Source organism: Variovorax sp. CCNWLW186 (assembly GCF_037203865.1).
GTDB lineage: Bacteria > Pseudomonadota > Gammaproteobacteria > Burkholderiales > Burkholderiaceae_C > Variovorax.
Window position 1 is genome coordinate 359688 of the sequence record NZ_JBBCBO010000002.1, and the last position, 25545, is coordinate 385232.

General features: G+C 67.9%; 24 protein-coding genes. 17 read left to right on the forward strand and 7 right to left on the reverse strand.

Annotated features, from left to right (window positions below; genetic code table 11):
* Positions 1-60: 60 nt before the first annotated feature.
* Positions 61-1005 (forward strand): LysR substrate-binding domain-containing protein, encoded by a 945-nt coding sequence (locus tag V9K97_RS04165; RefSeq protein ID WP_337316426.1) that lies wholly within the window; start codon positions 61-63, stop codon positions 1003-1005.
* 88 nt (positions 1006-1093) lie between these two features.
* The gene (locus V9K97_RS04170) at positions 1094-2194 is read left to right on the forward strand and encodes a BMP family ABC transporter substrate-binding protein (RefSeq protein WP_337316428.1); all 1101 of its coding nucleotides are present in this window, start codon (positions 1094-1096) and stop codon (positions 2192-2194) included.
* Between the two features lie 10 nt (positions 2195-2204).
* Here V9K97_RS04170 and V9K97_RS04175 read toward each other — a convergent pair whose 3' ends face one another.
* Entirely contained in the window at positions 2205-3086 is an 882-nt protein-coding gene (locus V9K97_RS04175; protein ID WP_337316430.1) for a LysR family transcriptional regulator, read from the reverse strand.
* 102 nt (positions 3087-3188) lie between these two features.
* Between V9K97_RS04175 and V9K97_RS04180 the strand changes: the two genes are divergently transcribed.
* The 5 genes from V9K97_RS04180 to V9K97_RS04200 all read left to right on the forward strand — a co-directional run bounded on the left by V9K97_RS04180 (position 3189) and on the right by V9K97_RS04200 (position 8484).
* Positions 3189-3794 (forward strand): short chain dehydrogenase, encoded by a 606-nt coding sequence (locus tag V9K97_RS04180; RefSeq protein WP_337316432.1) that lies wholly within the window; start codon positions 3189-3191, stop codon positions 3792-3794.
* A 133-nt stretch (positions 3795-3927) separates the two neighbouring features.
* Positions 3928-5214, forward strand: coding sequence for a guanine deaminase (gene guaD / locus V9K97_RS04185; protein WP_337316434.1), 1287 nt, complete (start codon positions 3928-3930; stop codon positions 5212-5214).
* 77 nt (positions 5215-5291) lie between these two features.
* On the forward strand, positions 5292-5858 hold the full coding sequence (dcd, locus tag V9K97_RS04190; protein WP_018905384.1) for a dCTP deaminase: 567 nt from the start codon (positions 5292-5294) through the stop codon (positions 5856-5858).
* 149 nt (positions 5859-6007) lie between these two features.
* The gene (ypfJ, locus tag V9K97_RS04195; RefSeq protein ID WP_337316435.1) at positions 6008-6886 is read left to right on the forward strand and encodes a KPN_02809 family neutral zinc metallopeptidase; all 879 of its coding nucleotides are present in this window, start codon (positions 6008-6010) and stop codon (positions 6884-6886) included.
* A gap of 131 nt (positions 6887-7017) precedes the next feature.
* Positions 7018-8484: a DEAD/DEAH box helicase gene (locus V9K97_RS04200; protein ID WP_337316437.1), complete on the forward strand. Its 1467-nt coding sequence runs from the start codon at positions 7018-7020 to the stop codon at positions 8482-8484.
* A gap of 96 nt (positions 8485-8580) precedes the next feature.
* On the opposite strand, the gene V9K97_RS04205 is transcribed toward V9K97_RS04200, so the two are convergent.
* From V9K97_RS04205 to V9K97_RS04220, 4 genes are read right to left on the reverse strand one after another with little or no spacing between them, the layout of a single operon-like run.
* A complete protein-coding gene (locus tag V9K97_RS04205) occupies positions 8581-10203 on the reverse strand; it encodes a rhodanese-related sulfurtransferase (protein WP_337316439.1) in 1623 nt (540 codons plus the stop codon).
* Positions 10200-10820, reverse strand: a complete 621-nt coding sequence (locus V9K97_RS04210; protein ID WP_337316441.1) for a cysteine dioxygenase — start codon at positions 10818-10820, stop codon at positions 10200-10202. The genes V9K97_RS04205 and V9K97_RS04210 overlap by 4 nt, the downstream gene beginning before the upstream one ends.
* The gene (locus V9K97_RS04215) at positions 10817-11800 is read right to left on the reverse strand and encodes an ABC transporter substrate-binding protein (protein WP_258501726.1); all 984 of its coding nucleotides are present in this window, start codon (positions 11798-11800) and stop codon (positions 10817-10819) included. The genes V9K97_RS04210 and V9K97_RS04215 overlap by 4 nt, the downstream gene beginning before the upstream one ends.
* Positions 11797-13041, reverse strand: a complete 1245-nt coding sequence (locus tag V9K97_RS04220) for an acyl-CoA dehydrogenase family protein (RefSeq protein ID WP_337316443.1) — start codon at positions 13039-13041, stop codon at positions 11797-11799. Before V9K97_RS04220 ends, V9K97_RS04215 begins: the two co-directional genes overlap by 4 nt.
* A gap of 109 nt (positions 13042-13150) precedes the next feature.
* Between V9K97_RS04220 and V9K97_RS04225 the strand changes: the two genes are divergently transcribed.
* From V9K97_RS04225 to V9K97_RS04260, 8 genes are all read left to right on the forward strand, one after another.
* The gene (locus tag V9K97_RS04225; protein WP_337316445.1) at positions 13151-14152 is read left to right on the forward strand and encodes an ABC transporter substrate-binding protein; all 1002 of its coding nucleotides are present in this window, start codon (positions 13151-13153) and stop codon (positions 14150-14152) included.
* A 35-nt stretch (positions 14153-14187) separates the two neighbouring features.
* Positions 14188-15297, forward strand: coding sequence for an LLM class flavin-dependent oxidoreductase (locus V9K97_RS04230; RefSeq protein WP_337316447.1), 1110 nt, complete (start codon positions 14188-14190; stop codon positions 15295-15297).
* A 147-nt stretch (positions 15298-15444) separates the two neighbouring features.
* Positions 15445-16269 carry a class II aldolase/adducin family protein gene (locus V9K97_RS04235; protein WP_258501721.1) on the forward strand — a complete coding sequence of 275 codons (825 nt, stop codon included), beginning with the start codon at positions 15445-15447 and terminating at the stop codon, positions 16267-16269.
* Between the two features lie 25 nt (positions 16270-16294).
* Positions 16295-17296 (forward strand): ABC transporter substrate-binding protein, encoded by a 1002-nt coding sequence (locus V9K97_RS04240; RefSeq protein WP_337316450.1) that lies wholly within the window; start codon positions 16295-16297, stop codon positions 17294-17296.
* Complete coding sequence (locus V9K97_RS04245; RefSeq protein ID WP_337316452.1) at positions 17293-18375, forward strand: ABC transporter permease; 1083 nt, start codon at positions 17293-17295, stop codon at positions 18373-18375. The genes V9K97_RS04240 and V9K97_RS04245 overlap by 4 nt, the downstream gene beginning before the upstream one ends.
* Positions 18369-19163 carry an ABC transporter ATP-binding protein gene (locus V9K97_RS04250; protein ID WP_337316454.1) on the forward strand — a complete coding sequence of 265 codons (795 nt, stop codon included), beginning with the start codon at positions 18369-18371 and terminating at the stop codon, positions 19161-19163. The genes V9K97_RS04245 and V9K97_RS04250 overlap by 7 nt, the downstream gene beginning before the upstream one ends.
* 1 nt (position 19164) lies before the next feature.
* Positions 19165-20328 (forward strand): c-type cytochrome, encoded by a 1164-nt coding sequence (locus tag V9K97_RS04255; RefSeq protein WP_337316456.1) that lies wholly within the window; start codon positions 19165-19167, stop codon positions 20326-20328.
* Positions 20329-20362: 34 nt separating this feature from the next.
* A complete protein-coding gene (locus V9K97_RS04260) occupies positions 20363-21349 on the forward strand; it encodes an ABC transporter substrate-binding protein (protein ID WP_337316458.1) in 987 nt (328 codons plus the stop codon).
* Positions 21350-21361: 12 nt separating this feature from the next.
* Here V9K97_RS04260 and V9K97_RS04265 read toward each other — a convergent pair whose 3' ends face one another.
* The gene (locus tag V9K97_RS04265) at positions 21362-22204 is read right to left on the reverse strand and encodes a symmetrical bis(5'-nucleosyl)-tetraphosphatase (RefSeq protein ID WP_337316460.1); all 843 of its coding nucleotides are present in this window, start codon (positions 22202-22204) and stop codon (positions 21362-21364) included.
* 23 nt (positions 22205-22227) lie between these two features.
* Here V9K97_RS04265 and V9K97_RS04270 point away from each other — a divergent pair, with 23 nt between their 5' ends.
* Both V9K97_RS04270 and V9K97_RS04275 read left to right on the forward strand, forming a co-directional pair.
* Positions 22228-23538, forward strand: a complete 1311-nt coding sequence (locus V9K97_RS04270) for a hemolysin family protein (protein ID WP_337297813.1) — start codon at positions 22228-22230, stop codon at positions 23536-23538.
* A gap of 66 nt (positions 23539-23604) precedes the next feature.
* Entirely contained in the window at positions 23605-24258 is a 654-nt protein-coding gene (locus tag V9K97_RS04275; protein WP_258501714.1) for an FABP family protein, read from the forward strand.
* 24 nt (positions 24259-24282) lie between these two features.
* On the opposite strand, the gene V9K97_RS04280 is transcribed toward V9K97_RS04275, so the two are convergent.
* Positions 24283-25545: autotransporter family protein (locus tag V9K97_RS04280; RefSeq protein WP_337316463.1), on the reverse strand; the 1263-nt coding region annotated here is incomplete at its 5' end.

Sequence of the window (25545 nt, forward strand, 5' to 3'; positions counted from 1 at the left end):
AATCAGAAAATAATGGTGCAACCGTTCAAAAAAACAGGACGATTGCTGAAGGGTGAATCCATGTCTCAGGTGATGTTCGATCTCGATGTGCTGCGCAGTTTTTCCACCGGCATCGCGCTCGGCAGCTATGCGCGCGCGGCGGAACGGCTGGGCCGCTCCACATCGGCAGTGAGCGCGCAGCTCAAGAAGCTCGAGGCGCAGGCAGGCACGGCGCTTTTCCGCAAGGCCGGCCGCGGCCTGGAGCTCACCGATGCGGGCGAAACGCTGCTTGCCTACGCCCACCGCATGCTCGAGCTCAACGAGGAGGCCGGCGCCGCCATGCGGGGGGCCGACTTGCAAGGCTGGGTGCGGCTCGGCCTGCAGGAAGACTTCGGCGAGACGCTGCTGCCCGCCGTGCTCGGGCGCTTTTCGCGCGCGCACCCCAAGGTGCGCATCGAAGCCTGCGTGGCGCGCAGTGCCGAACTGCGCGAGCGGCTCGAGCTTCGGCAGCTCGACCTGGCGCTGGTGTGGGATACCGGCGAGCAGATGACACCGCACGGCGAGCGCGTGGCGCGGCTGCCGCTGCAGTGGATCGGCCCCCGGGCGCCCGATGCGCTCGACGCGACTTGGTGGAAAGAGCGCGAGCGCCGCAGCGGCGCCCGCAAGACCAGGGAGCCGCTGCCGCTGGTGCTGCTCGATGCACCGTGCCCGCTGCGTGAAATTGTCACCGCCGCGCTCGACCGCGCGGGCACGCCGTGGCGGCATGCATTCACCAGCGCCAGCCTTGCGGCCTTGTGGGCGGCCACCTCGGCGGGCCTCGGCCTTTCGGTGCGCACGCCCTTCGGCCTGCCTGCGCATGTGCGCCCCATCGACCGCACGGCTGTGGGCCTTCCGGCGCTGCCGCAGATGTCGCTCATGCTCTACCGCGCACAGGCTGCGGCCGAGACGCCGGTGGAGCGGCTTGCCACGCTGCTGCTGGAGGCCGTGCGCCAGCATGTGCAGTTGGAGCCCGCGCAGCTTCACTGAACGGCCCCCGCTAGAATCCGCACCCCGCAGCAGGGCGTCCCGGCCGGCTGCGGGTTTTTGCTTTTCCGGGGCCATGTAGAGGACCACCATGTACAAAAACCTCGCGGGCCGCGCCGTTCTGGCGTGGGCAGCCGCCTGTTTTTTATCTCCCGCCTTTTCGCAACCGCAGGCTCCCAAGGAGCCGCTGAAGATCGGCTTCGTCTACGTGACGCCGGTCACCGACGCCGGCTGGGTGCGCCAGCATGAAGAGGGCCGCAAGGCCGTCGATGCGGCACTCGGCGGCAAGGTTAAGACCACCTTCGTCGAGAACGTGCCCGAGGGGGCCGACACCGAGCGCGTGATCCGCGATCTTGCGCAGCAGGGCAACCGGCTGATCTTCACGCCCAGCTTCGGCTACATGGAACCGACGTTGAAGGTGGCGCGCGACTTTCCGGATGTGAAGTTCGAATCGGTCACCGGCTACAAGGCCGCGCCCAACGTGGCAACGGCCAATGCGCGCTACTACGAAGGCCGCTACCTCGCAGGCATTGCGGCCGGGCGCATGACGAAGACGAACGTGGCTGGCTACGTCGCGGGCTTTCCGATTCCTGAAGTGCTGCAAGGCATCAACGCCTTCACGCTCGGCATGCGTTCGATCAACCCGAATGCCAAGGTGGTCGTGGTGTGGCTCAACGAATGGTTCGACCCGCCGAAGGAGCGCGACGCGGCCATGGCGCTGTTCAACCAGAACGCCGACGTCGTCGCCTTTCACACCGGCTCCACCGCGGTGATGGCAGCGGCGCAGGAGCGCGGCAAGATGGCCGTGGCCTACCACTCCGACATGCGCAAGATTGCGCCCGATGCGCAGATCGTCGCCGTTACCCATCAGTGGGGCGGCTACTACACGCAGCGCGCGCAGGCGGTGCTCGATGGCAGCTGGAAGAGCGGCAACGTCTGGGGCGGCGTAAAGGAAGGAATGATCCGCGTCGGCGACTTCGGCACCAAGGTGCCCAAGGCCGTGCAGCAGGAGGTGCTGGCGCGCCAGCAGGACATTGCCGCGGGCAAGCTGCAGCCGTTTCGCACAGTGGCCGCTGATGTGCGCGACAACGAGGGCCGTGTCGTCATCGCGAAAGGTGCGCAGCTGAACGACGAGCAGATCCTGAGGATGAACTGGCTGGCCGAAGGCGTGCAGGGGCGCGTCACGCGTTAGCCCGGTCGCGTTAGCCCAGCCGCTCGACCACAAAGTCGACGAAGGTCCGAAGTTTGGCGCTGGGCCGGGCTTCGGGCAGCCGCATGATGTGAACCTGCCGTGTCGGCAGCTCCCACCTGGGCAGCAACCGAACCACCTGGCCCGAGGCCAGGGCAGGGCCGAGCAGCGCGTCGGCCTGCACGATCACCCCGACGCCCGCAATCGCCGCGGCCAACAACGCCTGGCCGTTGTTGGTGCTGAGCGGGCCGCGCACGGGCACCTGCACCGTCTGCCCGTTGCGCGTGAAGCGCCATGAATGGTTCGGCCCCCACGCCGCGAAGCCGAGCAGCGGGAAAGCTTCCAGCTCGGACGGGTGCTTCGGAAGCCCGTGGCGGGCAACCCAGGCGGGGCTTGCCACCGCGAACATGCGCGCCAATGCGAGCGGCCGCGCAATGAGGCGTTCATCGACCGCGGCGCCCGAGCGGATGCCGCAGTCGAAGCCCTCTTCGGCCAGATCGACCACGCGGTCGTTCAGGTTCAGGTCCACCTTCACCTGCGGATAGGCCCCGATGTACTCGGCAATGACGGGTGTGAGCCGGTGTGCGCCATAGGCGACGGGCGCTGTCACGCGCAGCACGCCCTGCGGCATGGCGCGCAGCGACTCGGCCACGCCGTCGGCCGTGTGCACGCTCGCGAGCACGTCGCGGCAACGCTCCAGGTAGGCGGCGCCGATTTCCGTGAGTGCGTGGCGCCGCGTGGTGCGCTCGAGCAAGCGGGCGCCGAGCTGATCCTCAAGTGCGCGGATGTGCTTGCCGACCATCACGGCCGAGAGATCGAGCGCCTCGGCGGCCGCGGCAAAGCTGCCCGCGTCCACCGTGGCGACGAAGACTTCCATCGCGCGCAGCTTGTCCATATTGAGAACTCAGAGTTTCGAATTGCAGAACCGGATGGCAATTTATCAAACTATCGATTCGCAAAACAATGCAGCCTTCCTGATTCATTTGTCGAGGTTTTCATGAAGGTTCTTGTTGTGGGCGCGAGTGGCGCAGTGGGCAGTGCCGTGGCGCAGGCGTTGGCCGATCGCGGGCACCAGGTGGTGCGTGCGGGCCGCACGCGCGGCGACCGGCAGGTCGACATCACGAGCAACGCGAGCGTCGAGGCGCTGTATGCCGATGTAGGGCGGGTCGATGCGATCGTCTCGGCGGCCGGCGGGCTGTTTTTCGGGCCGCTCGCTGAAATGCGGCCGGCCGATTTCAACATCGGCCTGCAGGACAAGCTGCTCGGCCAGGTGCGCCTTGCGCTGCTGGGCCAGCACGTTCTGGCGGATGGCGGCTCGATCACGCTGACCACGGGCGTGGCGGCCGACGATCCGGTTCGCGGCGGAGCCAATGCGGCGGCAGTGAATGCGGCGGTCGAGGGTTTCGTGAAAGGCGCAGCCATCGAGCTGGGCCGCGGCCTGCGCATCAATGCGGTCAGTCCGACGCTGCTGACCGAATCGTTGGCGGCATATGGCGCGCTCTTTCCGGGCGTCGAAACCGTACCGGCCGCGCGCGTGGCGCTGGCTTATGTGCGCAGCATTGAAGGTCCGCTGACGGGGCGCGTGTTTCGGGTGTGGCAATGAGCACGCGCACGCGACTTGCCGGCGCGCTGCTCGCGCTCGTCACCGCGTCGGAGGGGAGTACGTTCGCCATATAGCACTCATACGCGCATGGAAATTGCGGCGCTGCCGGGCTGGTTTACCCTCCGCAGCAACGATGAAAAAAGCCTACCGCGCCTCCCTCCTGCGATTCGACGATGCCGGACTGCCCGTTTTCGATGAAGACGGCCTGCTGGTCGTCGCCCCCGACAGCGCCGGCCGCCAGCGCGTGCTCGACGCCGGCAGCCATGCCGCGGTGTCGCCGTGCCACCCGGATGCCGAGCTGACCCACCTGCCGGGCCGCATCCTCGCGCCGGGCTTCGTGGACATGCACATCCACTTTCCGCAAACGGACATCATCGGTTCGCCCTCGCCGGGGCTCCTGCCCTGGCTGGAGAACTACACCTTCCCGGCGGAAGCCAAGTTCATCGACCCCTCGCATTCGAACGAAGTGGCCGACGTGTTCTTCGACGAGCTGCTGCGCAACGGCGTCACCACGGCGCTGACCTTTGCCACGTCGCACGTGGCGTCGGTCGATGCCTTTTTTGAAGGCGCCCAGCGCCGGGGCTTGCGCATGATCAGCGGCAAGGTGCTGCAGGACCGGCATTCGCCCGACGGCGTGCGCGACGAGACGGAGCAGAGCCTCATCGACTCGGAAGCGCTGATCCGCAAGTGGCACAACACGGGCCGCCTGGGCTACGCCATCACACCGCGCTTTGCGCCCGCGAGCACCGACGCGCAGATGCGCGGCGCCGGCGAGCTGGCCGCGAAGTACGCCGACACATGGATCCAGTCGCACGTGGCCGAAAATCGCGACGAGGTGGCGTGGGTGCGCGAGCTGTACCCGCAGGCGCGCTCTTACCTCGATGTGTATGCCGGCTTCGGGCTGATGCGCGAACGCGCCGTATACGCGCACTGCATCTACCTGGACGACACCGACCGCGAGCTGCTGCGCGACACCAAAACGGCTGCCGCGGTAAGCCCGACCAGCAACCTGTTCCTGGGCAGCGGCTTCTTCGACTTCGGCGCGGCCGACCGTGTCGGGTACCCCTACGGCCTGGCGAGCGACGTGGGCGGCGGCACCAGCTTCAGCCCCTTCCACACGATGATGGCGGCCTACTACGTGGGCCGCGAGGGGCAAACCAAGACCGGCCTGAGCATTGCGCCTTCGCAGCTGTGGTGGCGCCACACCGGCGGCGCGGCGCGCGCGCTGGGGCTCGAAGGCGTGATCGGCAACCTGCAGCCCGGTTGCGAAGCCGACTTTCTGGTGCTCAACCCCCAGGCCACGCCTTTGATGGCCCGCAAGGGCGCCCGCGCGAACAACCTGGAGGAGCTGCTGTTCTCGATGATCGTGCTGGGCGACGACCGGCTGATCGAGCGGACGGTGATCTCGCAGGCGGGATAGATGCGGGAGTGGGATGGCTGGGTGGCACATGCCACAATTCGTGCCATTCCTCCCCGCAGCAGCATCAGCGACCGCATATGAGCATCAAGAGCGACAAATGGATCCGGCGCATGGCCGAGCAGACCGGCATGATCGAGCCCTTCGAGCCCGGCCAGGTGCGCGAGGCCGCCGGCCACAAGATCATCAGCTACGGCACTTCGAGCTACGGCTACGACATCCGTTGCGCGCCTGAATTCAAGGTTTTCACCAACATCCACAGCACCGTGGTCGACCCGAAGAACTTCGACGAGAAGAGCTTCGTCGACATGCACGGCGACTACTGCATCATTCCGCCCAACAGCTTTGCGCTGGCGCGCACGGTCGAATACTTTCGCATCCCGCGCAACGTGCTCACCATCTGCCTGGGCAAGAGCACCTATGCGCGCTGCGGCATCATCGTCAACGTGACCCCGTTCGAGCCCGAATGGGAAGGCTACGTGACGCTCGAGTTCAGCAACACCACCCCGCTGCCCGCCAAGATCTACGCGGGCGAGGGCTGCGCGCAGGTGCTGTTCTTCGAGAGCGACGAAGTCTGCGAAACCAGCTACAAGGATCGCGGCGGCAAATACCAGGGCCAGCGCGGCGTCACGCTCCCCAAGACCTGAGAGGCCTCGCGGGGGGTACCCCTCGCGTTCCTCCGCTTCCGACGGCGTCACCACAGGCATGCAAATGCCTGTTTTGCTTACAAGGCACCGGCGCGGACAAAGTACCATCCAGCGACGCTCCGGCACAACTGCCCGGCAAGGAGACTGCGATGAGATGGGAAGGCAACGAACAATCGGACAACGTCGAAGACAGGCGCAGCGGGGGCGGCGGCGGTGGCGGCTTCATCGGCGGCCGCGGCATCGGCATCGGCACCATCGCGGTCGCGCTGATTGCCGGCTGGATCTTCGGCATCAACCCGCTCACGGTGCTCAGCCTCCTGAGCGGCGGTGGCGATCCCGTCCAGGTGCAGCAGCAACAAGGGCCCGCACCCAAGCCGCCATCGGGCGACCGCGAGGCGGCCTTCGTCTCGACGGTGCTCAAGAACACCGAGGTGGTCTGGACCAACATCTTCCGGCAGAACGGTGGCACCTACCAGCCGCCCCGGCTCGTGCTGTTTCGCGGCGCCACGCCTACGGCCTGCGGCACCGGGCAATCGGCCATGGGGCCGTTCTACTGCCCGGGCGACAAGAAGGTGTACATCGACCTGAGCTTCTACGACACGCTCAAGAACCAGCTCGGCGCGCCGGGCGAGTTTGCGCAGGCCTATGTCATTGCGCACGAGGTAGGCCACCACGTGCAGGACGAACTCGGCGTGACCGCCAAGGTAGACGGCATGCGCGGACGGCTGAGCCAGTCGCAGAACAACGCGCTGAGCGTTCGCGTCGAACTGCAGGCCGACTGTTTTGCCGGCATCTGGGCGCACCATTCGCAAGAGTCGAAGAAGTGGCTCGAGCCGGGCGACATCGAGGCCGCCATGAACGCCGCGCAGAAGATCGGCGACGACGCCTTGCAGCGTTCCGCAGGCCGTGCGGTGGTGCCCGACAGCTTCACCCACGGCTCCAGCGCACAGCGCCAACGCTGGTTCGGCGCGGGGTACCAGAGCGGCGATATCAAGTCTTGCGACACCTTCAACGCGCGCACCCTTTGAGCCTTGGCGCGCCGCAGGGCGCGTGGTTGCTTCGCATGATGCTATAAAATAAATAGCAATACGGCCGGCGCGGACGTTGTCACGGCGCCGTCACTGCCATTTTTTGCGGCAATGCGACAATAGAAGGCTTAATGACAAGCTCCTTCTCCAATCTATCGCTGGCGGAACCGCTGGCGCGCGCCGTAGCCGAAATGGGCTACGAGACCATGACTCCCATCCAGGAGCAGGCCATTCCGGTCGTGCTTTCGGGGCAGGACGTGATGGGGGCCGCGCAGACCGGCACCGGCAAGACCGCAGCGTTTTCGCTGCCGCTGCTGCAGCGCATGCTCAAGCACGAGAACTCGTCCACCTCGCCCGCGCGGCACCCGGTGCGTGCACTGGTGTTGCTGCCCACGCGCGAACTGGCCGACCAGGTGGCCCAGCAGGTCAAGCTGTACGCCAAGTACACCAACCTGCGCAGCACGGTGGTGTTCGGCGGCATCGACATGAAGCCGCAGACACTCGAGCTCAAGAAGGGCGTCGAAGTGCTGGTGGCCACGCCGGGCCGGCTGCTCGACCACATCGAAGCCAAGAACGCGGTGCTCAACCAGGTGGAGTACGTGGTGCTCGACGAGGCCGACCGCATGCTGGACATCGGCTTTCTGCCCGACCTGCAGCGCATCCTGAGCTACCTCCCCAAGCAGCGCACCACGCTTCTGTTCTCGGCCACCTTCTCGCCCGAAATCAAGCGGCTGGCCAGCAGCTACCTGCAGAACCCCGTCACCATCGAAGTGGCGCGGCCGAACGAAACGGCGTCGACCGTCGAGCAGCACTTCTACAGCGTGAGCGACGACGACAAGCGCCGCGCGCTCAAGCAGATCGTGAAGCAGCGCGGCATCACGCAGGCCTTTGTCTTCGTCAACAGCAAGCTCGGCTGCGCACGCCTCGCGCGCTCGCTGGAGCGCGACGGTCTTCGCACCACGGCGCTGCACGGCGACAAGAGCCAGGACGAACGCCTGAAGGCGCTTGCCTCGTTCAAGGCGGGCGAAGTCGACCTGCTGGTGTGCACCGACGTTGCGGCCCGCGGCCTCGACATCAAGGACGTGCCGGCGGTCTTCAACTTCGACATTCCGTTCAACGCCGAAGACTACGTGCACCGCATCGGCCGCACGGGCCGTGCCGGCGCTTCGGGCCTGGCCGTGAGCTTTGCCAGCGGCGGCAACGATGCGCGCCTGGTGGCCGACATCGAGAAGCTGATCAAGAAGAAGATCGAGCTCGAACCCGTCGAATTCGAAGAAGACAAGCCACGTGGCCGCATCAACGACGGCCGCCGTCACTGGCGCGAAGAGGGCGAGGCCGGCGACGCACGCGACGTGCTCGACCAGCCGCGCGAGCGCAGCAACATCGGCGCCGATGCGCGCCGCGGCGGCGGACGCCCGCATCGCGCACCCTCCGCCCCGCGCGATCCGTTCTTCGACAAGCCGTATGAGCCGGGCGAGCGCGAAGCCGCTCCCGACTGGGAAGCCGCCGCCAAGGCTGCGCCCGCGCGCGGCATCTCGAGCAACATCAAGACCAAGCGCAAGGTTGCGGCGCTGTTCAAGAGCGCCGAGACGAGCTGACAAAGCACAGGGGCCTGCTTCGGCGAGTTCTCCCGTTCACAAAAAAGCCGGCAATGCCGGCTTTTTCTTTGGGCCCATCGGCCCGAGCGCAAACGCTCAGACCACGTGAAAGTGATGCGTACCGTCGCGTGCCAGTTGTGCCACCAGCCCGAATTCCCAATCCAGATACGCCTGCATCGCTTCAGCGGGCGCATCCGTGCCTTCGTAGGGGCGGCGGTAGCGATCGGTGCGCGGCGTCGCCAGCCGCGTCTCGCCGGACTCGGCCGCCAGGCCCGCGGCAAACCATGCCGCGTTTCCGCCGGCCAGCACCAGCACTTCGGCATCGCCTTGGCCGCGCGCATCGAGCAAGGCGCGCAAATCGGCCGCGGCATAGCGCGCGAGCAGGCTGCTGCCGCAGGTGAGCACATAGCGCTGCGATGGCGGAATTGCAGTGCCGATGGCCTGTGCCAGTTGCGCGCGAATGGCGTACCAGGCGCCGGGAATGTGCCGCTTCACGTAGTTGGCGCTGGTGGTCACGTCGATCACCGCGGTGCCGGGCCGCGAAAGCAGCGCTGCCAGCGCCTTCGGTTCGACTTCGGCAACGGCTGACGCAAGAGGTGAATAGACGGGCGCAGGCGCCGCGGTTTCAGTGAACGCCGAAGCCGCGGGCACCGCATCGGGCACATACACCTCCCAGCCCATCTGCGCGAGCCATGACGCGCTCATCGATGCGCGCACGCCGTCGTCGTCTGCCAGCACGATGCGTGCGCCGCGCACCGGCACCTGGTGATCCGTTTCCTGCACCAGTTGACCGCCGGGCGCGCTCGCAAAGCCGGGCAGGTGGCCGGCCTCGTATTCCTCGGGCGTGCGCACGTCGAAGCGGTAGAGCGTGCGATCCGGTGCTTCGAGCGTGTGCAGCGCACCGAGCGCAATGCGCTGCACGCCGGCCTTGTCGGCCACGCGGCGCGCATCGGCCTGTGCCTGTGCGCGGGTCGCATCGGTCACCGCGCCGGGCGCGCGGCGGCTCGCGCCATGGTCGAGCACCTGCCCCGCGAGCTTCCAGCCGATGGTGCCGTTGCGAAGGGCAGCCACCGGGTTCGGAATGCCGGCGTTCACCAGCGATTGCGTGCCGATGATGCTGCGCGTGCGGCCCGCGCAGTTGACGATCACCTGCGTGGCCGGGTCGGGCGCGAGCTCCCGCACGCGCAGGACCAGCTCCGCGCCGGGCACGCTGGTGGCCGAGGGAATGCTCATGGTCTGGTATTCGTCGAAGCGGCGCGCATCGAGCACCACCACGTTCGCCTTGCCCTCGACCAGTGCCTTCACTTCGGGCGCGGAAAGCGATGGCGTGTGCCGCTCATGCTCGACCAGTTCGCCGAAAGACTTGCTCGGCACGTTCACGTCGCGAAACAGCTCGCCGCCGGCCGCGCGCCAGCCTTCGAGGCCGCCTTCGAGCAGGTGCACGTTGGTGTAGCCGAGCGCGGCCAGTGTTTGCGCGGCGAGCGGCGCCAGGTCGATGCCGTCGTGCGTGCCGTAGAGCACGATGAAGGTGCTGCGCCGCGGAATGCGCCGCCACGCCTCGATCTCGATGCGCGAAAGCGGCAGGTTCGCTGCCCACAGCGGATGTTCCTGCGCGAAGGGATCTTCTTCGCGCACGTCGAGCAGCGCGGTTTCTTCGCGTGCGAGCAGGCGCTCGCGCACGGCGGCAAAGGGCAGCAGGGGAAAGGCGGTGGTCGTCATGCGGATGTCGATCGGAGTTCGGCGGAGCGGTCCCAGAGGTTGGGAAGAAGCGTGTTGGAGTAACCCGAAACGAAGGGCTTGCGTCCGCCCTCGGCCGGGTAAGTATGCCGCCGCACGGCGCCGATGTTGGCGCCGTAGACGTGGATGCTGATGGAAACGCGGTCTTCATGCGCGTTGTGCACGCGATGCAGGTCGCCCACGGTGGGCGACACGGCCTCCACGTCGCCGGCGTCGAGCCGCACTGCATCGCCTTGCGCCCGTGCCCGGCCGTCGCTGCCGACCGCATAGCCCTGGCTGTATTCGGCACCGCGCAGCATGCCGATCAGGCCCCACACCGTGTGGTCGTGTACCGGCGTGGCTTGCCCCGGCCCCCACACAAAGCTCACGACCGAAAAGCGCTCGGTGCTGTCGGCATGCAGCAGGAACTGGCGGTAGTGCACCGGGTCGGGCTGCGCGAACGCGTCGGGCAGCCAGTCGTCTCGCGCGACCAGCGTGCGAAGCAGCGCGCGGCCTTCGGAAAGAATGCGCGGCTCGTCGGGTGCGCTGTCGAGCAGCCGGCCGAATGCGCCGACGAATTCACGCAGCGGTGCGATGGCGGCAACTTCGGGTGCCGTCATGCGGGCCGTTTCCAGAGTTGCGCATCGGTGATGGCGCGCACGTCCACGCGCACCGGCAGGATGCCGTCGCGCGCCGAGCGGTCGGCCACCGCCTGCAGTGCAACGATGTCGGCTTCGGCCACCGGCCGGCCCGTGACCGAGGCACGCGCGGTGATGATGCGGGCCGACTCGATCGGAAGGCGCGTGAGCTTGCTGTAGGCCTGCGCATACGCCTCGGGGTTGGCCAGCGCCCATTCGCCCGCGCGCGCCAGCCGGTCGAGAAACTGCACGATGGCAATGCGCTTGGCAGGGTCCGCCAGCGAAGGCTCGCTGGCAGTGATGAAGCCCAGGGCCGTGTTGATGCCGCGCCCGTCGCGCAAGATGCGCCCGCCCTGCTGCAGCGCGATCGTGTAGTAGGGGTCGAACACGGCCCAGGCATCGATCTGCTTCGACGCAAAGGCCGCGGCCGCATCGGTGGGCAGCACAAACTTCACCGTGACCTCGCTGCGCGGTACGCCGGCTTCTTCGAGCGCGCCGTACAGCTGGTATTGCGAGATGCTGCCGCGCGCGGACGAAACGATGACCGTCTTGCCGCGCAAGTCGGCCACAGTGCGCAGGGGTGAATCGGGCTGCACCACAATGCCCAGCGCATCGGCCTTGCCCACACGCGTGGCGACGATCTTCAGCGGCGTGCGGCCGACGGCCGCGGCCAGCACCGGCAGGTCGCCGGCCACGGCGGTGTCCACCGCCGCGCTGCGCTGCGCTTCGAACAGCGGCGCGGCGCCCTGGAAGTTGGCCCAGCGGTAAGCGAAGGGCGCGTCGTCGAGCGCCTTCGATGCCTCGAAGAGGGCGCGCAAGCCTCCGGCCTGGTCGCCGAGCACCAGCGTGGTCTGCGGCTGCTGCGCCCATGCACGCATGGAGCCGGCAGCTGCCAGTGCAAGAGCGGTGCCCTGCTTGAGCCAGCTTCGGCGCGAAGCCCTGGAGAAGAGAAGGTCGGTCATGCGGCGGCTCCCGAAGACTGCAATGCGCGAGCGCCCGCCGCAACCAGGATGGCGTCGTTCTGCGGGGTGTGGATGCGGCTGCACAGCACGTCACGGTGATGCCGCTCCAGCGGGTTCTGCCGTGCGAGGCCGTGGTTGCCGCTCAGTTGCAGCGCGATTTCGACGGCGCGCACTGCGTTGCCCGTCACGGTGTACTTCAGCAATCCACTCTCGGTGGCCGGCTGCGCGCGCCCTTCGTCGACGGCTCGGGCCGCATCGTCGAGCAGCACGCGGTTGGTGCGCAGCAGCGCGGCGATTTCTCCCACGTGCTCCTGCACGCGCGGCAGGCTTGCCAGCGACGCGCCCAGGCTGCCGGGTGCGCGCTGGTTCAGGAAGCCGGTCAACCAGTCATTCGCGGCCTGCGCCACCGCGTCGTACAGGCTGCCGAGCAGCACGGTCATCCACGCTTGCTGCGTGGCGTGTGCGTCGATGTCCGTCTGGCTGCCCGCGTCGGGTGCCCAGTCGGCCGGGGCGCGCAGGTCGACCGCATGGTCGAGGTCGATCGCGACGTTCTCGAACACCACTTCATGGCTGCCCGAGGCTCGCAGCCCCAGGTGGTCCCAGCTTGCGATCACGCGCACGCCGGGCGCATGGCGCGGCACCAGGAACACGCCGGTGCGCGGCGCGGCCTCATCGGTGCGCCCCCATACAGCGAGCCAGGAGAGCCCCTCGATGCCGGTCGTGTAGAGCTTGTGGCCGTCGATCTTCCAGCCGTTGCCTTCACGGCGGGCGATTGTCGCGGGCAACCCGCCACGCGCCGGCGAGCCGAGCGCGGGCTCCACGCGCAGCGCATTGATGAGCGCGCCGTGCTCCACTGCGTCGCGCAGCACGCGTTCGCGCAGATGCAGCGGCCAGCGGCTGTCGCTGCGCGCAAGGGCATGGTGCTGCAGGTAGGTCATCGTCAGGATCAAGGCAGTAGCAGGCTCGCCGCGCGCCACCGCGGCAATCACACGCCGCGCGGTGGCCAGGCTGGCACCGGCGCCGCCGTACGCCGCAGGTGCCACCAGGCCGATGAGGCCGTGCGATTGCAGCGCCTCGAAGTTCTGGCGCGGCAAGGCGCCGCTTCGGTCGTGGTCGGCTGCCGTGGCCGCGAACTGGGTCGACAGGCGTGCCAAGAGGGCGCCGTCGACCGCGGCCGGAGCGGCGCTTGATGTGGGGAATTCATTGGTGGCCGACGGGCGGCGCAAGGGGAGTGCACTCATGGTTGCGCACAGTACCGGCCCCGTGCCGCGCCGGAAACGACGCATCCCGCATATGCAAACTCGTTTTTCTGCGTTCGCTTTTGCCGTGTGCGCAGGTACGGTCCGGTGCATGAAACCTGAATTCCCACTCGATCGGCGCCGCCTGCTGCAGGCCGCCGCAGCATGGAGCGCCATGGCTGCAACCGGCGCCGCACAGGCCGCGGCACCGGCACGCGACCTTTCCGGCGTGACCCTGCGCGTGGGCACCTACAAGGGCCTGTGGCGACCGTTGCTCACGGCCTCGGGCCAAGCCGACACGCCCTACAAGATCGACTGGCGCGAGCTCAACAACGGCGTGCTGCACATCGAGGCTATCAACGGCGACGCACTCGACCTGGGCTCGGGGAGCGAGATTCCGCCGGTATTCGCCGCGCGCCAGAAGTCCAGCGTGAAGCTGGTGGCCGTAACGCATGAAGACCTGAACAACCAGGCCACGCTCGCACGCAAGGATTCACCGATCCGCAGCATTGCGGACTTCAAGGGCAAGCGCGTGGGCTATGTGCGCGCCACCACTTCGCACTACTACCTGGCCAGGCAACTGGCCGAGGCGGGGCTCTCGTTCAGCGACATCCAGGCCGTGAGCCTCACGCCGTCGGACGGCCTTTCGGCCTTTGCGCGCGGCGATCTCGATGCATGGGCCATCTACGGCTACAACGGCCAGCTGGCACGCACGCAGTACGGCGCGCGCACCATCAAGACCGGCGTGGGCTATCTCTCGGGCAACTTTCCCATCTACGCCAACCCGCGCGCGCTGGACGACGCACTGCGCCGCGCGGCATTGAGTGACCTGCTTCAGCGCCTGCAGCGCTCCTTCGCATGGATCAACGGCAACTTCCTGGCCTATGCGCGCGCTCAATCGGCCGAGACGCGCGTGCCCGTCGGCGACCTGGTCGAACTCTTCAATGGCCGCAGCGGCGACTACAGCCTGGGCCCGGTCACCGATGCCGTGGTGCGCGGCCACCAGCAGGTGGCCGACACCTTCCTGAAGATCGGCGTGCTCGATGGCCCGGCCGACGTGAAGCCCCTGTGGGATCGCAGCTTCGAAAGCGTGCTGCGCCTGCCCGCCGCCTGAACAACCACGCATCCACCTGAAAACACGAGGACACCATGAGCCAGAACGACGTTGAATTCATCGGCATGATCCAGGGCCAGAAGGTCTCGGAGATCCATGCAGCCAAGGGCCCCGCGATCGACCGCGACTATGTGCGCGCGTTCGCGCAGGCGCATGAGAACGCGGGCTTCGACCGCGTGCTGGTGCCGCACCATTCCACCAGCCCCGACGCAACGCTGACGGTGGCCTACGCCGCGTCGGTCACCGAGCGCATCCACTTCATGCTGGCGCATCGCCCCGGCTTTGTGGCGCCCACGCTGGCTGCGCGACAGTTCGCCTCGCTCGACCAGTTCAGCGGCGGCCGGCTCGGCGTGCACTACATCTCGGGCGGCTCCGACGAGGAACAGCGCCGCGACGGCGACTGGCTCGATCACGACCAGCGCTATGCCCGCACCGACGAATACCTGGAGGTGCTGCACAAGGTGTGGACCAGCGAGAAGCCCTTCGACCACGAGGGTGCGCACTACCGCTTCCAGAATGCGTTCTCGGAAGTGAAGCCGGTGCAGACGCGCAACGGCAAGCCGCATGTGCCGGTGTATTTTGGTGGTGCGTCGGAAGCTGCGATTCCCGTCGCAGGCAAGTACGCCGACGTGTATGCGCTGTGGGGCGAATCGCTCGACCAGGCGCGCGAGCTCACCACCCGCGTGCGCGCCGAGGCGGCGAAGCACGGGCGCAGCGTGCGCTTCTCGGTGTCGTTCCGGCCGATTCTCGCGGAGACCGAAGAGGCCGCGTGGGTGCGCGCCGACCGCATCCTGGCCGAGACCAAGCGGCTTCGCGTGGTGCAGGGCTACAACCGCGGCGGCCCGCAGCAGAGCGAAGGCGCCAAGCGCCTGCTGGCTGCGGCCGAGAAGGGCCCGCGTGTGGACAAGCGGCTGTGGACTGCCGTCGCGCAAGAGATCGGCGGCCGCTCCAACAGCACGGCGCTGGTCGGCACGCCCGAGCAGGTGGCCGATGCGCTGCTCGATTACTACGACCTGGGCGTGACCACCTTCTTGATCCGGGGCTTCGATCCGCTGGAGGACGCGACGGACTATGGGCGCGAGTTGATTCCGCGCACGCGAGAGCTGGTGGCGCAGCGCGCAGCCTCGGTTCGAAAGGCTGCATGACCTGACTTTCTCCCTCCCCTTCCGGGGGAGGGCAGGGGTGGGGGCAAGCGGCCTTTGAACGCGCCGCGGCTCTTCAAGCGCCGCTTGCCCCCATCCCAGCCTTCCCCCAGAGGGGGAAGGAGCAATACCCAACACGAGGAAATCTTCATGAGTGCAGTTCTGTCGATCGACTGGGATGCCGGCTTCGCGCTTCGGCGCAACCCGAACCCGCAGCAAAAATACTGGTTCGACCCCATCCCACCGCGCACCAGCGTGCAGGCCGAGCGCCGCCACCGGCAGGAGCGCCTCGCCGGCGCCTTCCGCCTGTTCGCACGTTTCGGCTTTGCGCAGGGGCTTGCCGGCCACATCACCGCGCGCGACCCGGAGCTTACGGATCACTTCTGGGTCAACCCGCTAGGCATCCACTTCTCGCGCATCAAGGTGTCCGACCTGCTGCTCGTCAACTCGAAAGGCGAAACCGTGATCGGCGACAGGCCGCTCAACAAGGCCGCCTTTGCCATTCACGCCGCCATCCACGAGCACAACCCGAAGATCGTTGCCGCGGCCCACACGCATTCGACCTACGGCAAGGCCTGGTCCACGCTGGGCCGCAAGCTCGACACCATCACGCAGGACAGCTGCGTGTTCCATGAAGACGTGGCGCTGTTCGACGATTTCACCGGCATGGTGGTCGACACCAGCGAGGGTGATCGCATTGCACAGGCGCTGGGCGACAAGAAGGGCGCCATTCTCAAGAACCACGGCATCCTTACCGCGGGGCCCACGGTGGAGGCTGCCGCGTGGTGGTACATCGCGCTCGACAACGCCTGCCACACGCAACTGCTGGCCGAAGCCGCCGGCAAGCCGCAGCCCATCGACGAAGCCACGGCACGCCACACCCACAGCCAGATCGGCGGTCCGGAGGGGGCCATCCATTCCTTCGACAGTCTTTACCAAGGCCTTGTCGAAGCGGAACCTGAGCTGCTGGACTGAAGATAGAAAACCAACGGAGTTCTCGATGACCGCATCCCTTTCACGCCGCAGCGTCTTGCGCGCCGGCGGTGCCGCCGCCGTGGTCGCCTCGGGCGGGCTGATCGCCTCGCAGGCTTTTTCGCAGCAGGCGCGCAAGCTCACCTTTGCCTGGAACGCCGCCGCGTTCTGCCTTTCGCCAGTTGTGGTGGCGCAAGAGCGCGGCTACTTCGAGCGCAACGGCCTGCAGGTGGACCTGATCAACTACACCGGCTCCACCGACCAGCTGCTCGAATCGCTCGCCACCGCCAAGGCCGATGCGGCGGTGGGCATGATCCACCGCTGGCTCAAGCCGCTGGAGTCGGGCTTCGACGTGAAGATCGTCGGCAGCTCGCACGGCGGCTGCGTGCGGCTGGTGGGCGCGAAGAGCGCGGGCGCGACCAGCCTTGCAAGCCTCAAGGGCAAGATCATCGGCGTCTCGGACATCGCAAGCCCGGGCAAGAACTTCTTCTCCATATTGCTTGCGAAGAACGGCATCGATGCCGAGAAGGACGTGACCTGGCGCCAGTACCCGGCCGACCTGCTCGACATTGCGGTGCAGAAGGGCGAGATCCACGCGATTGCCGACGGCGACCCGAACGTCTACCTGATCGAGAAGCGCAACAAGGGCGCCTTCGTGGAGATTGCAAGCAACCTCTCCGGCGAATACAAGGACAAGGTCTGCTGCATCGTGGGCGCCCGCGGCGAGCTGGTGCGCAAAGACAAGCCGACCGTCGCGGCGCTCGTGCGCGCCATTGCGCAGGCGTCGGACTACGTGGCCGAGAACCCGAACGAATCGGCAAGGCTCTTTGCCAAGTATTCGCCCAAGGTGCCGGTGGAAGACCTGCGCGCGCTGCTGGGCACCCTCACCCACAGCCACCATCCGCTTGGCAAGAACCTGCGCGACGAAGTGGAGTTCTATGCGCGCGATTTCCGCAGCGTCGGTGTGCTCAAGAAGACCACCGACCCGGTGCGCTTTGCCGAACACGTTTCCTTCGATCCGCTGGCATGAGCACCCCCGACCCCGCATTGGGCTTCGATTCCCTCCCCTTCCGGGGGAGGGCCAGGGTGGCGGCAGCGGCGCCCGAACGCCCGCTGGCTCCTGCTTCGACACCGGCCCGCACCCCAACAACCCTACCTGTGTGGCGCATCGGCTTCGCCGCCGCTGCGACATGGCTTGCGCTCGGCCTGCTCACCATCTACTGGCCGAACCAGGCCGTGGGCTTCAGCGACTGGGCCTACACCGCCGAGTTCGGCATCGCCGCCATTGCAGTCGGTGCGCTGCTGCTTGCCATCGCATTGCTCGGCTCGCGCGCCGGCCGCGCCCCTCGCCTGCTTTGGCCCGCCGGCCCGTGGCTCGTCGCACTGCCGGTGCTCTTCGCCATCTGGGAGATCGTGACCGCCAAGCTTGCCTTGCTCCCCACGCCGTTCTTCGCACCGCCGCAAAGCCTGATCGAAACCTACATCGATGATTGGCGTCGCCTTGGCGAAAGCCTGCTGCATTCGACCCGGTTGCTCGCCCACGGCTTCGTGCTGGGCGCGCTCGCGGGCTTTCTCACGGGCGTGACCATCGGCTGGTCGCGCATTGCGGGCTACTGGGTGCATCCGGTGCTGCGTTTCGTGGGGCCGGTGCCGGCCTCGGCACTGCTGCCGCTCGCGTTCTTCTTCTTTCCATCGAGCTATGCGGCCGCGGTGTTCCTGATTGCGTTGGCGACGGGCTTCCCCGTGGCGGTGCTCACCTGGTCGGGCGTGGCAACAGTGAACCGCAACTACTACGACGTGGCGCGCACCATGGGCGCGAGCGAGCGCTTCCTGGTGCTGCGCGTGGCAATACCCGCTGCGCTGCCGCAGGTGTTCGTGGGTCTCTTCATGGGGCTGGGCGCGGCTTTCTCGGTGCTCGTTACGGCCGAGATGATGGGTGTGAAGGCCGGCCTGGGCTTCTACCTCTCGTGGGCTCAGGGCTGGGCTTCGTACTCGAACATGTACGCCGCGCTGATCGTGATGGCCGTGCTGTGCTCGGGCCTGATCACGCTGCTGTTCAAGGTGCGCGATCGCGTGCTGTCGTGGCAGAAGGGAACCGTCAAATGGTAGCCACCGTTGTCGCAGAACCCGGTGTGCGCCAGGCCGGCGCGCACATCGACATTCGCGGTGTGAGCCACTGGTTCGATGTGCCCGCGGGGCCGCTGCAGGTGCTCGACGACATAGACCTTACCGTGAGGCCGGGCGAATTTGTCGCGCTGCTGGGTCCGAGCGGTTGCGGCAAGTCGACCTTGCTGCGGCTGGTGGCCGGGCTCGAGCCCGCCACGGCCGGGCGCATCACGCAAGACGATGCGCCGATCACGCGGCCCGACCCGTCGCGCATCGTCGTGTTCCAGGACCCGACGCTCTATCCCTGGCGCAGCGTGTGGGACAACGTGGCGCTCGGTCTGCAGGCGCGCGGCGTGCTCAAGGCGCAGCGCGGGCGCGTCGACGAGGCGCTCAAGCTCGTGGGCCTGAGTGACTTTGCAAAGGTCTTTCCGCACCAGCTTTCGGGCGGCATGGCGCAGCGCGTGGCACTGGCGCGCGCACTCGTCAACGACCCGCAGCTGCTGGTGCTCGACGAGCCGCTCGGCAAGCTCGATTCGCTCACGCGCATCGCAATGCAGAGCGAGCTCGTCAACCTGTGGCAGCGCGCGGGCTTTTCGGCACTGCTGGTCACGCACGATGTGGAAGAAGCGCTGTTCCTTGCCAACCGGGTGATCGTGCTGAGCGACCGGCCTGCGCGCGTTGCGGCAGAGATCGTGGTCGACCTGCCGTATCCGCGCCACCGCGGCCATGCGAGGCTCGCCGAGTTGCGTCACGAGGCGCTCAGGCACCTGGGGCTCGACGCCACCTGGTGACATGAACAGCACGCCCGAGGCCGATTGGCTCAACCTGCTGATCGGCCTGCTGCAAGGCGCCCAGCTGCAGCTGCTGCGCGTGCTCGATGCGCTCGGGCTCGCACGGCAGGTGCACGGCCAGCCGGCCTGGCCTTGGTCGCAGCGCCTCTCTGGCGAGAACCTGCTGATCGACCTGGGCCAGGCGCGCAGCCTCGCGTGGACGCTGGTCTTTGTTGCCGCAGCGCTGCTTGCGCTACTCCTCGCGCTGCTGTGGCGGCGCCCGCGCTTCTACCTTCTGGGCGTGGTGCCGATGCTGCTGATCGCCGCGCCATGGCCGGCGGCGCATGTGGTGCTGGTGCCGGCAACGCCCACAAGTTTCCAGACATCGCCGACCGGTTTCACGGCCGCCTCCATCGCCAAGGGCCGCGTACTCTACGAACAGAACTGCGTCGCGTGCCACGGCGTGGATGGCAGGGGCGAAGGCCCGCTTGCGGCCTCGCTGGCGGTGTGGCCGCCGAACCTGAGCGGCCCCTTGCTGTGGCGGCGTGCCGACGGCGACCTGCTCTGGCGCATTCTTCACGGCACGCGCGATGCGCAGCATGGCAGGGCCACGATGCCGGGCTTCGGCGCGAACATCGGCGTGTCCGATGCCTGGGCGCTCATCGACTACATGAAGGCGCTGGGCGCGGGCCAGAGCCTGCGCGCGCTCGGCAACTGGCCGCAGCCCATCGGCCTGCCCGACATGGCGGTGCGTTGCGGCTCGCAGCCTGCGCGGTCGCTCGCAAGCTGGCGCGGGCAGCGCGTGCGCATCGTCGCCGGCAATGCAGCGCCGGCTGAAGACCCGCGGCTCGTGACGGTGCTGCTGGTGCCGCCGTCGCCAATGGCATCGGGCGCCAGCGCCGATTGCGTTGTGCAGTCCGCCGCCGCATGGGAGGCGCTGGCCTTGATCACCGGGACCGACCGCCTCGCGGGCACGCAACTCATCGCCGACCGCGACGGCTGGCTGCGCGTGCGCGGCGAGCCAGGCAACGCCGGCTGGTCCGACGACGACCTGGTCTGCCGCAGCGAACGCACACCGGCGGAGCCAGGGCAGGGCGCGGCATCGCCCACCGATGGATTGGGCGCGCTCATCGCCCGCATGGACGCGGAGCCGGTGCGCTTCATCAAGGGCGGCTTCATCCACTGACCGTTTTTTTACCCGCAATACACACGGAGAACCCATGAACTCACCACACCTCGACCGATCGCGCCGGCGGCTGCTGACGCACAGCCTCGCTGCCGCCGCGGCCATCAGCTTGCCCGCCATTTCGTTCCAGGCCAATGCACAAGGCCGGCAGGTGCTCAAGGCCGGCGACCAGAAGGGCGGCCTGCGTGCATTGCTCGAAGCGGCCAACGGCCTCGAAGGCCTCGGCTACGACATCCAGTGGTCCGAATTTCCCGCGGCCGCACCGCTGGCTGAAGCGCTCAATGCGGCCGCTGTCGATTCGGGCCCCATCGGCGATGCGCCGCTCATCTTTGCGCTGGCCGCGGGCACGCGCGTCAAGGCCATCGGCGCCAACCGTTCGGACTCGTACGGCACGGCGGTGCTGGTGCGGCCCGACTCACCGCTCAAGACCGCGGCCGATCTCAAGGGCAAGAGCATTGCAACCAACCGCGGGTCCATCGGCCACTACATCACGCTGAAGGCCATCACGGCGGCCGGCCTCAAGCCCGAAGAGGTGAACATCCGCTTTCTTGCACCAGCCGATGCCAAGCTCGCACTCACGCAGGGCTCAGTCGACGCCTGGGCCACCTGGGAGCCCTACACCGCGATGGCGGAGGTCAGCCAGCATGCGCGCGTGCTCGTCAGCGGCCGCGGGCTGCTGCCGGGCCTCAGCTACCTGGCGGCCACCGATGCGGCCATTGCCGCCAAGCGCCCGGTGCTGCAAGACTTTCTGCAGCGCGTGGTGAAGGCGCAGCTCTGGTCGTACCGCAACGTCGATGCCTATTCGGCCGCGCTCGCCCGCATCATCGGCATTCCGCCCGAGGCGGCCAAGCTGCAGTTCGAGCGCCGCCGGCAGAAGTGGATACCGATCGATGCGCAGGTCATTGCAGACCAGCAGGGCACGGCGGATTTCTACCGGCAGGTGGGGCTCATCAAGCAGCCGCTCGATGTGAAGGGCACGTTCGATACGGGCTTTGGCGTGGCGACCGCCGCGGGCGCCTAGCCGCGCGGACGGTCAGCCCGGCTTCTGCGCCTGCTCGCACTTCACCTGGATCAGCTCGCGCTCATGCAGCGTGGCGCCGATGCGCACCGCGCTCAGGCAGCCGCCCCAGACGCAGCCGGTGTCGGTCGAAAGCAGGTCGGGCCGCGAAAGCCAGCCCAGCGTGGACCAGTGGCCGAACGCGACCGTGGCGTTCGCGGTCTTGCGGCCGGGCACGTCGAACCAGGGCATGAAGCCCTCGGGCGCGGTGGCGGCGCCGTCCTTGCTCTCGAACTCCAACACCCCCTCGGCCGAGCAGAAGCGCATGCGCGTGAGCGCATTCACGATGGCGCGCAGCCGCGCGCTGCCCGTGAGCGTGTCGCTCCACTGCGCGGGCTCGTTGCCGTACATGGTGAGCAGGAACTCGCCGAGCGCCGGGCCGCGCAGCACCGATTCGACCTCGGCCGCCAGCACCAGCGTGTCGCCCACCGTCCACTGCGGCAGCACGCCCGCGTGCACCATGAGCAGGTCGCCGCCGTCGATTTGCATGTGCAGCGCCATGTGCTGCTGGCGCACCCATTCGAGCAGGGCTTCGCTGTCGGGCGCCTCGAGCAGGCCGGCCAGGGTGTCCTTGCGGCTGGGTTTGCGTGCACCGTGCGCCACGCCCAGCAGGTGCAGGTCGTGGTTGCCGAGAAGGCTGAGCGCGGACGCGCCGTAGCCCTGCACGCGGCGCAGCACCGCCGCTGAATCCGGGCCGCGGTTGACCAGGTCGCCGAGCAGCACGACGGTGTCGCGGCTGGGAGAAAAACCGATCTTGTCGAGCAGTTTCTGGAGGGCGGCGTCGCAGCCCTGGATGTCGCCGATCAAGTAAAGTGCCATTTCCTTATTTTCACCCCCTGTTCATGGATGTTCTCCTGCTGGCCTTGCTGACTTCGCTGAATGCGTTGTTCGCAATGTCCGAAATGGCCCTTTCAACCAGCCGGCGCGCGCGCCTTGCCGCGCTGGCCGAGACGGGAGATACCGGCGCGGAAGCCGCGCTCCGGTTGATGGAGGAACCCACCCACTTCCTCTCGACCGTGCAGATCGGCATCACGTCGATCGGCATGCTCAGCGGTATCGTGGGCGAGGCGGCCTTTGCCGCGCCGCTCGCGCTCTGGATGGAAAACCTGGGCATGGGCCGCGGCACGGCCAGCGTGGTTTCGACCGCGGTGGTGGTGACCGGCATCACTTTCTTCACCATCATCTTCGGCGAGCTGGTGCCCAAGCGCATCGGCCAGCTCTACCCAGAGCCCGTGGCGCGCTGGGTGTCGCGCCCCATGCGCGGGCTGGCCAAGGGCGCCAAGCCGTTCGTGTGGCTGCTGGCGGGCGCCACGGCCACCGTGCTGAAGCTGCTGCGCATCGACGCCAACGCCGCCCGCTCCATGACCGAGGAAGAAATTTCGGCCAGCCTGGAAGAGGGCGTGGATGCCGGCGTGATCGAGCAGCACGAGCACCAGATGGTGCGCAACGTGTTCCACCTGGACGACCGGCGCCTGTCGTCGCTGATGATCCCGCGCGCCGACATCGAGTGGCTCGACGCCTCGGACACCGTGGCGCAGGCGCTGAAGAAGGTGGCCGATGCGGGCGCGCTCAACATCGTGCATTCGTGGTACCCGGTGTGCCGCAATTCGCTCGACGACGTGGTCGGCGTGATCAGCGTGGCGCATCTGCTGCGGCTGGGCACCGAGCACGCGGGCGTGCTCGGGCAAGAGGCCGCTCCGGCCGTGTTCGTGCCCGAAACCCTTACCGGCATGGAACTGCTCGAGCAGTTCCGCGAACGCGGCGGCCGCCTGGTGTTCGTGGTCGACGAATACGGCGTGGTGCAGGGCCTCATGACGCCGCGCGACATGCTCGAGGCCATTACCGGCGAGCTGCAGCCCGGCACCCTTACCGACGCCTGGGCCCGCGAGCGGCCCGATGGCGTGTGGGAGCTCGACGGGCTGATGCCGGTTTCGGAACTGCGCGCGCGGCTCGGCATTCGCGAGCTGCCCGACGAAGAGCGCGGGCGCTACAACACCGTGGCAGGTTTGCTGATGGCCGTTTCGGGCCATCTGCCCAAGGCGGGCGAGGTGATCGAATGCGCGGGCTGGCATTTCGAAATCGCCGCGCTCGAGGGCCGCCGCATCGACCGCGTGCTGGCCGCGCCCGACAAGTCGGCGGCGCACGGCGACTAGCGCCTGCCCGCCCCATCAGAATTTCAAGAAGACCACCAAGCGATCGCATTGATCGCCAGCCCCACCATGACCGAAGACATCTACACCGAGCCGAATGCCGACCCCGACACCCTTGCCAACCTGGGGCCGCTGCGCGCCATGGCAGGCATCTGGGAGGGCAGCCGCGGCGTGGACGTGAAGCCCAAGCGCGAAGGCCCCAAGACGCAGGTCTATGTCGAGCGCTACGAGCTGCAGCCCATCGATCCGCAGACCAACGGCCCGCAGCTGCTGTACGGCCTGCGCTACCACACCTACATCCACAAGCCCGGCCTCACCAAGATGTACCACGACCAGGTGGGCTACTGGCTCTGGGAGCCGGCCACCGGCACGGTGATGCACACGCTGGCCATTCCGCGCGGCCAGGTGGCCATGGCCAGCGGCCATGCCAAGGCCGGCGACACGCGCTTCACGCTCAGCGCCGAGCGCGGCAGCCTGGTGAACGGCATCGTGTCCAACCCGTTCATCGAAGAAGCCTTCACCACGCTCGCGTGGAACATCACGGTCACCATCAACGCCGACGGCACCTGGTCCTACGACCAGGACACCGTGATGCAGATCCAGGGGCGGGCCGAGCCTTTCCATCACACCGACCGCAACACGCTTACGCGGGTGGCGGAGCCGGGGCTCAACCCGTTGGCGATGCCCGACGCGCCTGCTGCGGTGGTGGTCTCTCCCCGATAACGGCCCAAGGAGCGTCGGCAAGCCCTACCAGCGGATCTTCACGCCCACGCTGCCGTTCACGCCGCTCTTCGTGCGCGCCCCGCCGCCTGACGCCCAGTACTTGCCCAGCTCTCCGTACAGGCTCATGTTCTGGGTCAGCCGCAGCGTGGCGCCGGCCGCGAGTTCGGTGCTCGTGCCGCCCGTGCGGCTGGCAATGTCGGTGTAGGCCGCGGGCCCTGTGAAGCGCGTCACGTCGGTGCCGCTGCTGCTGCGGTAAACGTTGAGCCGCGCATAAGGTTGCAGCGGCCCTGCGGCGGTGGTCAGCTCGCCCTTGATGCGCACGCCGGCGCGCACCAGCCAGCCGCTGTGGCTGTCCTGCTGCACCACGGCGCCGACGATGCCGGTGTCGTCCAGGCTCACGCGCTGGTGCACCAGTTGCAGCTGCGGCTCGACGATCCACTCCGGTGAAATGCGGAAGGCCTGGCCCACCTCGATCGAAGCCAGCAGGCTGCGGCCCTTGCCCGAACTGGCGGCGCCCAGGTCCGTTGCCGTGGTGTAGCGGTGGCGGCCCGCTTGCAGCACGCCGTCCAGGTACAGGCCGCTGTCGTTCTTCCAGGTGGCATAGGCGCCCAGGTACTGGCTGCGCAGGTCGTTGGAGCCGGCCGCGTAGCCCTGCACGCCGCGTGCAAAGCCACTCACGCGCACGTCGCCCTCGAGCTGGCCGATGTAGATGCCGACGCGCCAGTTCGGATCGGCCCACAGGTCGTTGCCGGCCTGGAAGCCCGTGAGGCGCCCTTCGCTGGTGGGGCTGACGGTGCCGCCTTGGCTCACGGTGCGGTCCATGCTGATGATGCGGGCCCAGCCCTGGCGCAGGCCCTGGTTGGGCGTGGCAATACCGACGCCGCCCGCGTTCTCGTCGCCCACGCGCTGGTGGAGGTTGCCCACCATGGCCAGGTTGGACTGGCGGAACTGCTCGGGCAGCGCGGCGTAGAGCGGCACTTCGGCGCGGTAGGTAGGCACCGTGATGCCCGCCGGCGCGTTGGGAGAGCCGCCGTCGCCGCTCAGCGGGTTGCCGTCGTCCGGTGCCGGCGCAGGTGCAGGTGCAGGTGCAGGCGCTGGTGGTCCCAGAGGCGCAGGGGGAGCAGGAGGCGCAGGAGGAGGCGGAGGGGGCGGTGGCGGAGGGGGCGGAGGGGGCGGCGGCGCAATGATGATGCCGGACCGCAAATACCAATTCTCCCCCGCCCCCGAGGCATCGGCCGCATGCAGCCGGTACTCGTAGGCCCCCGCATCCACATGGCCACCGGCCAG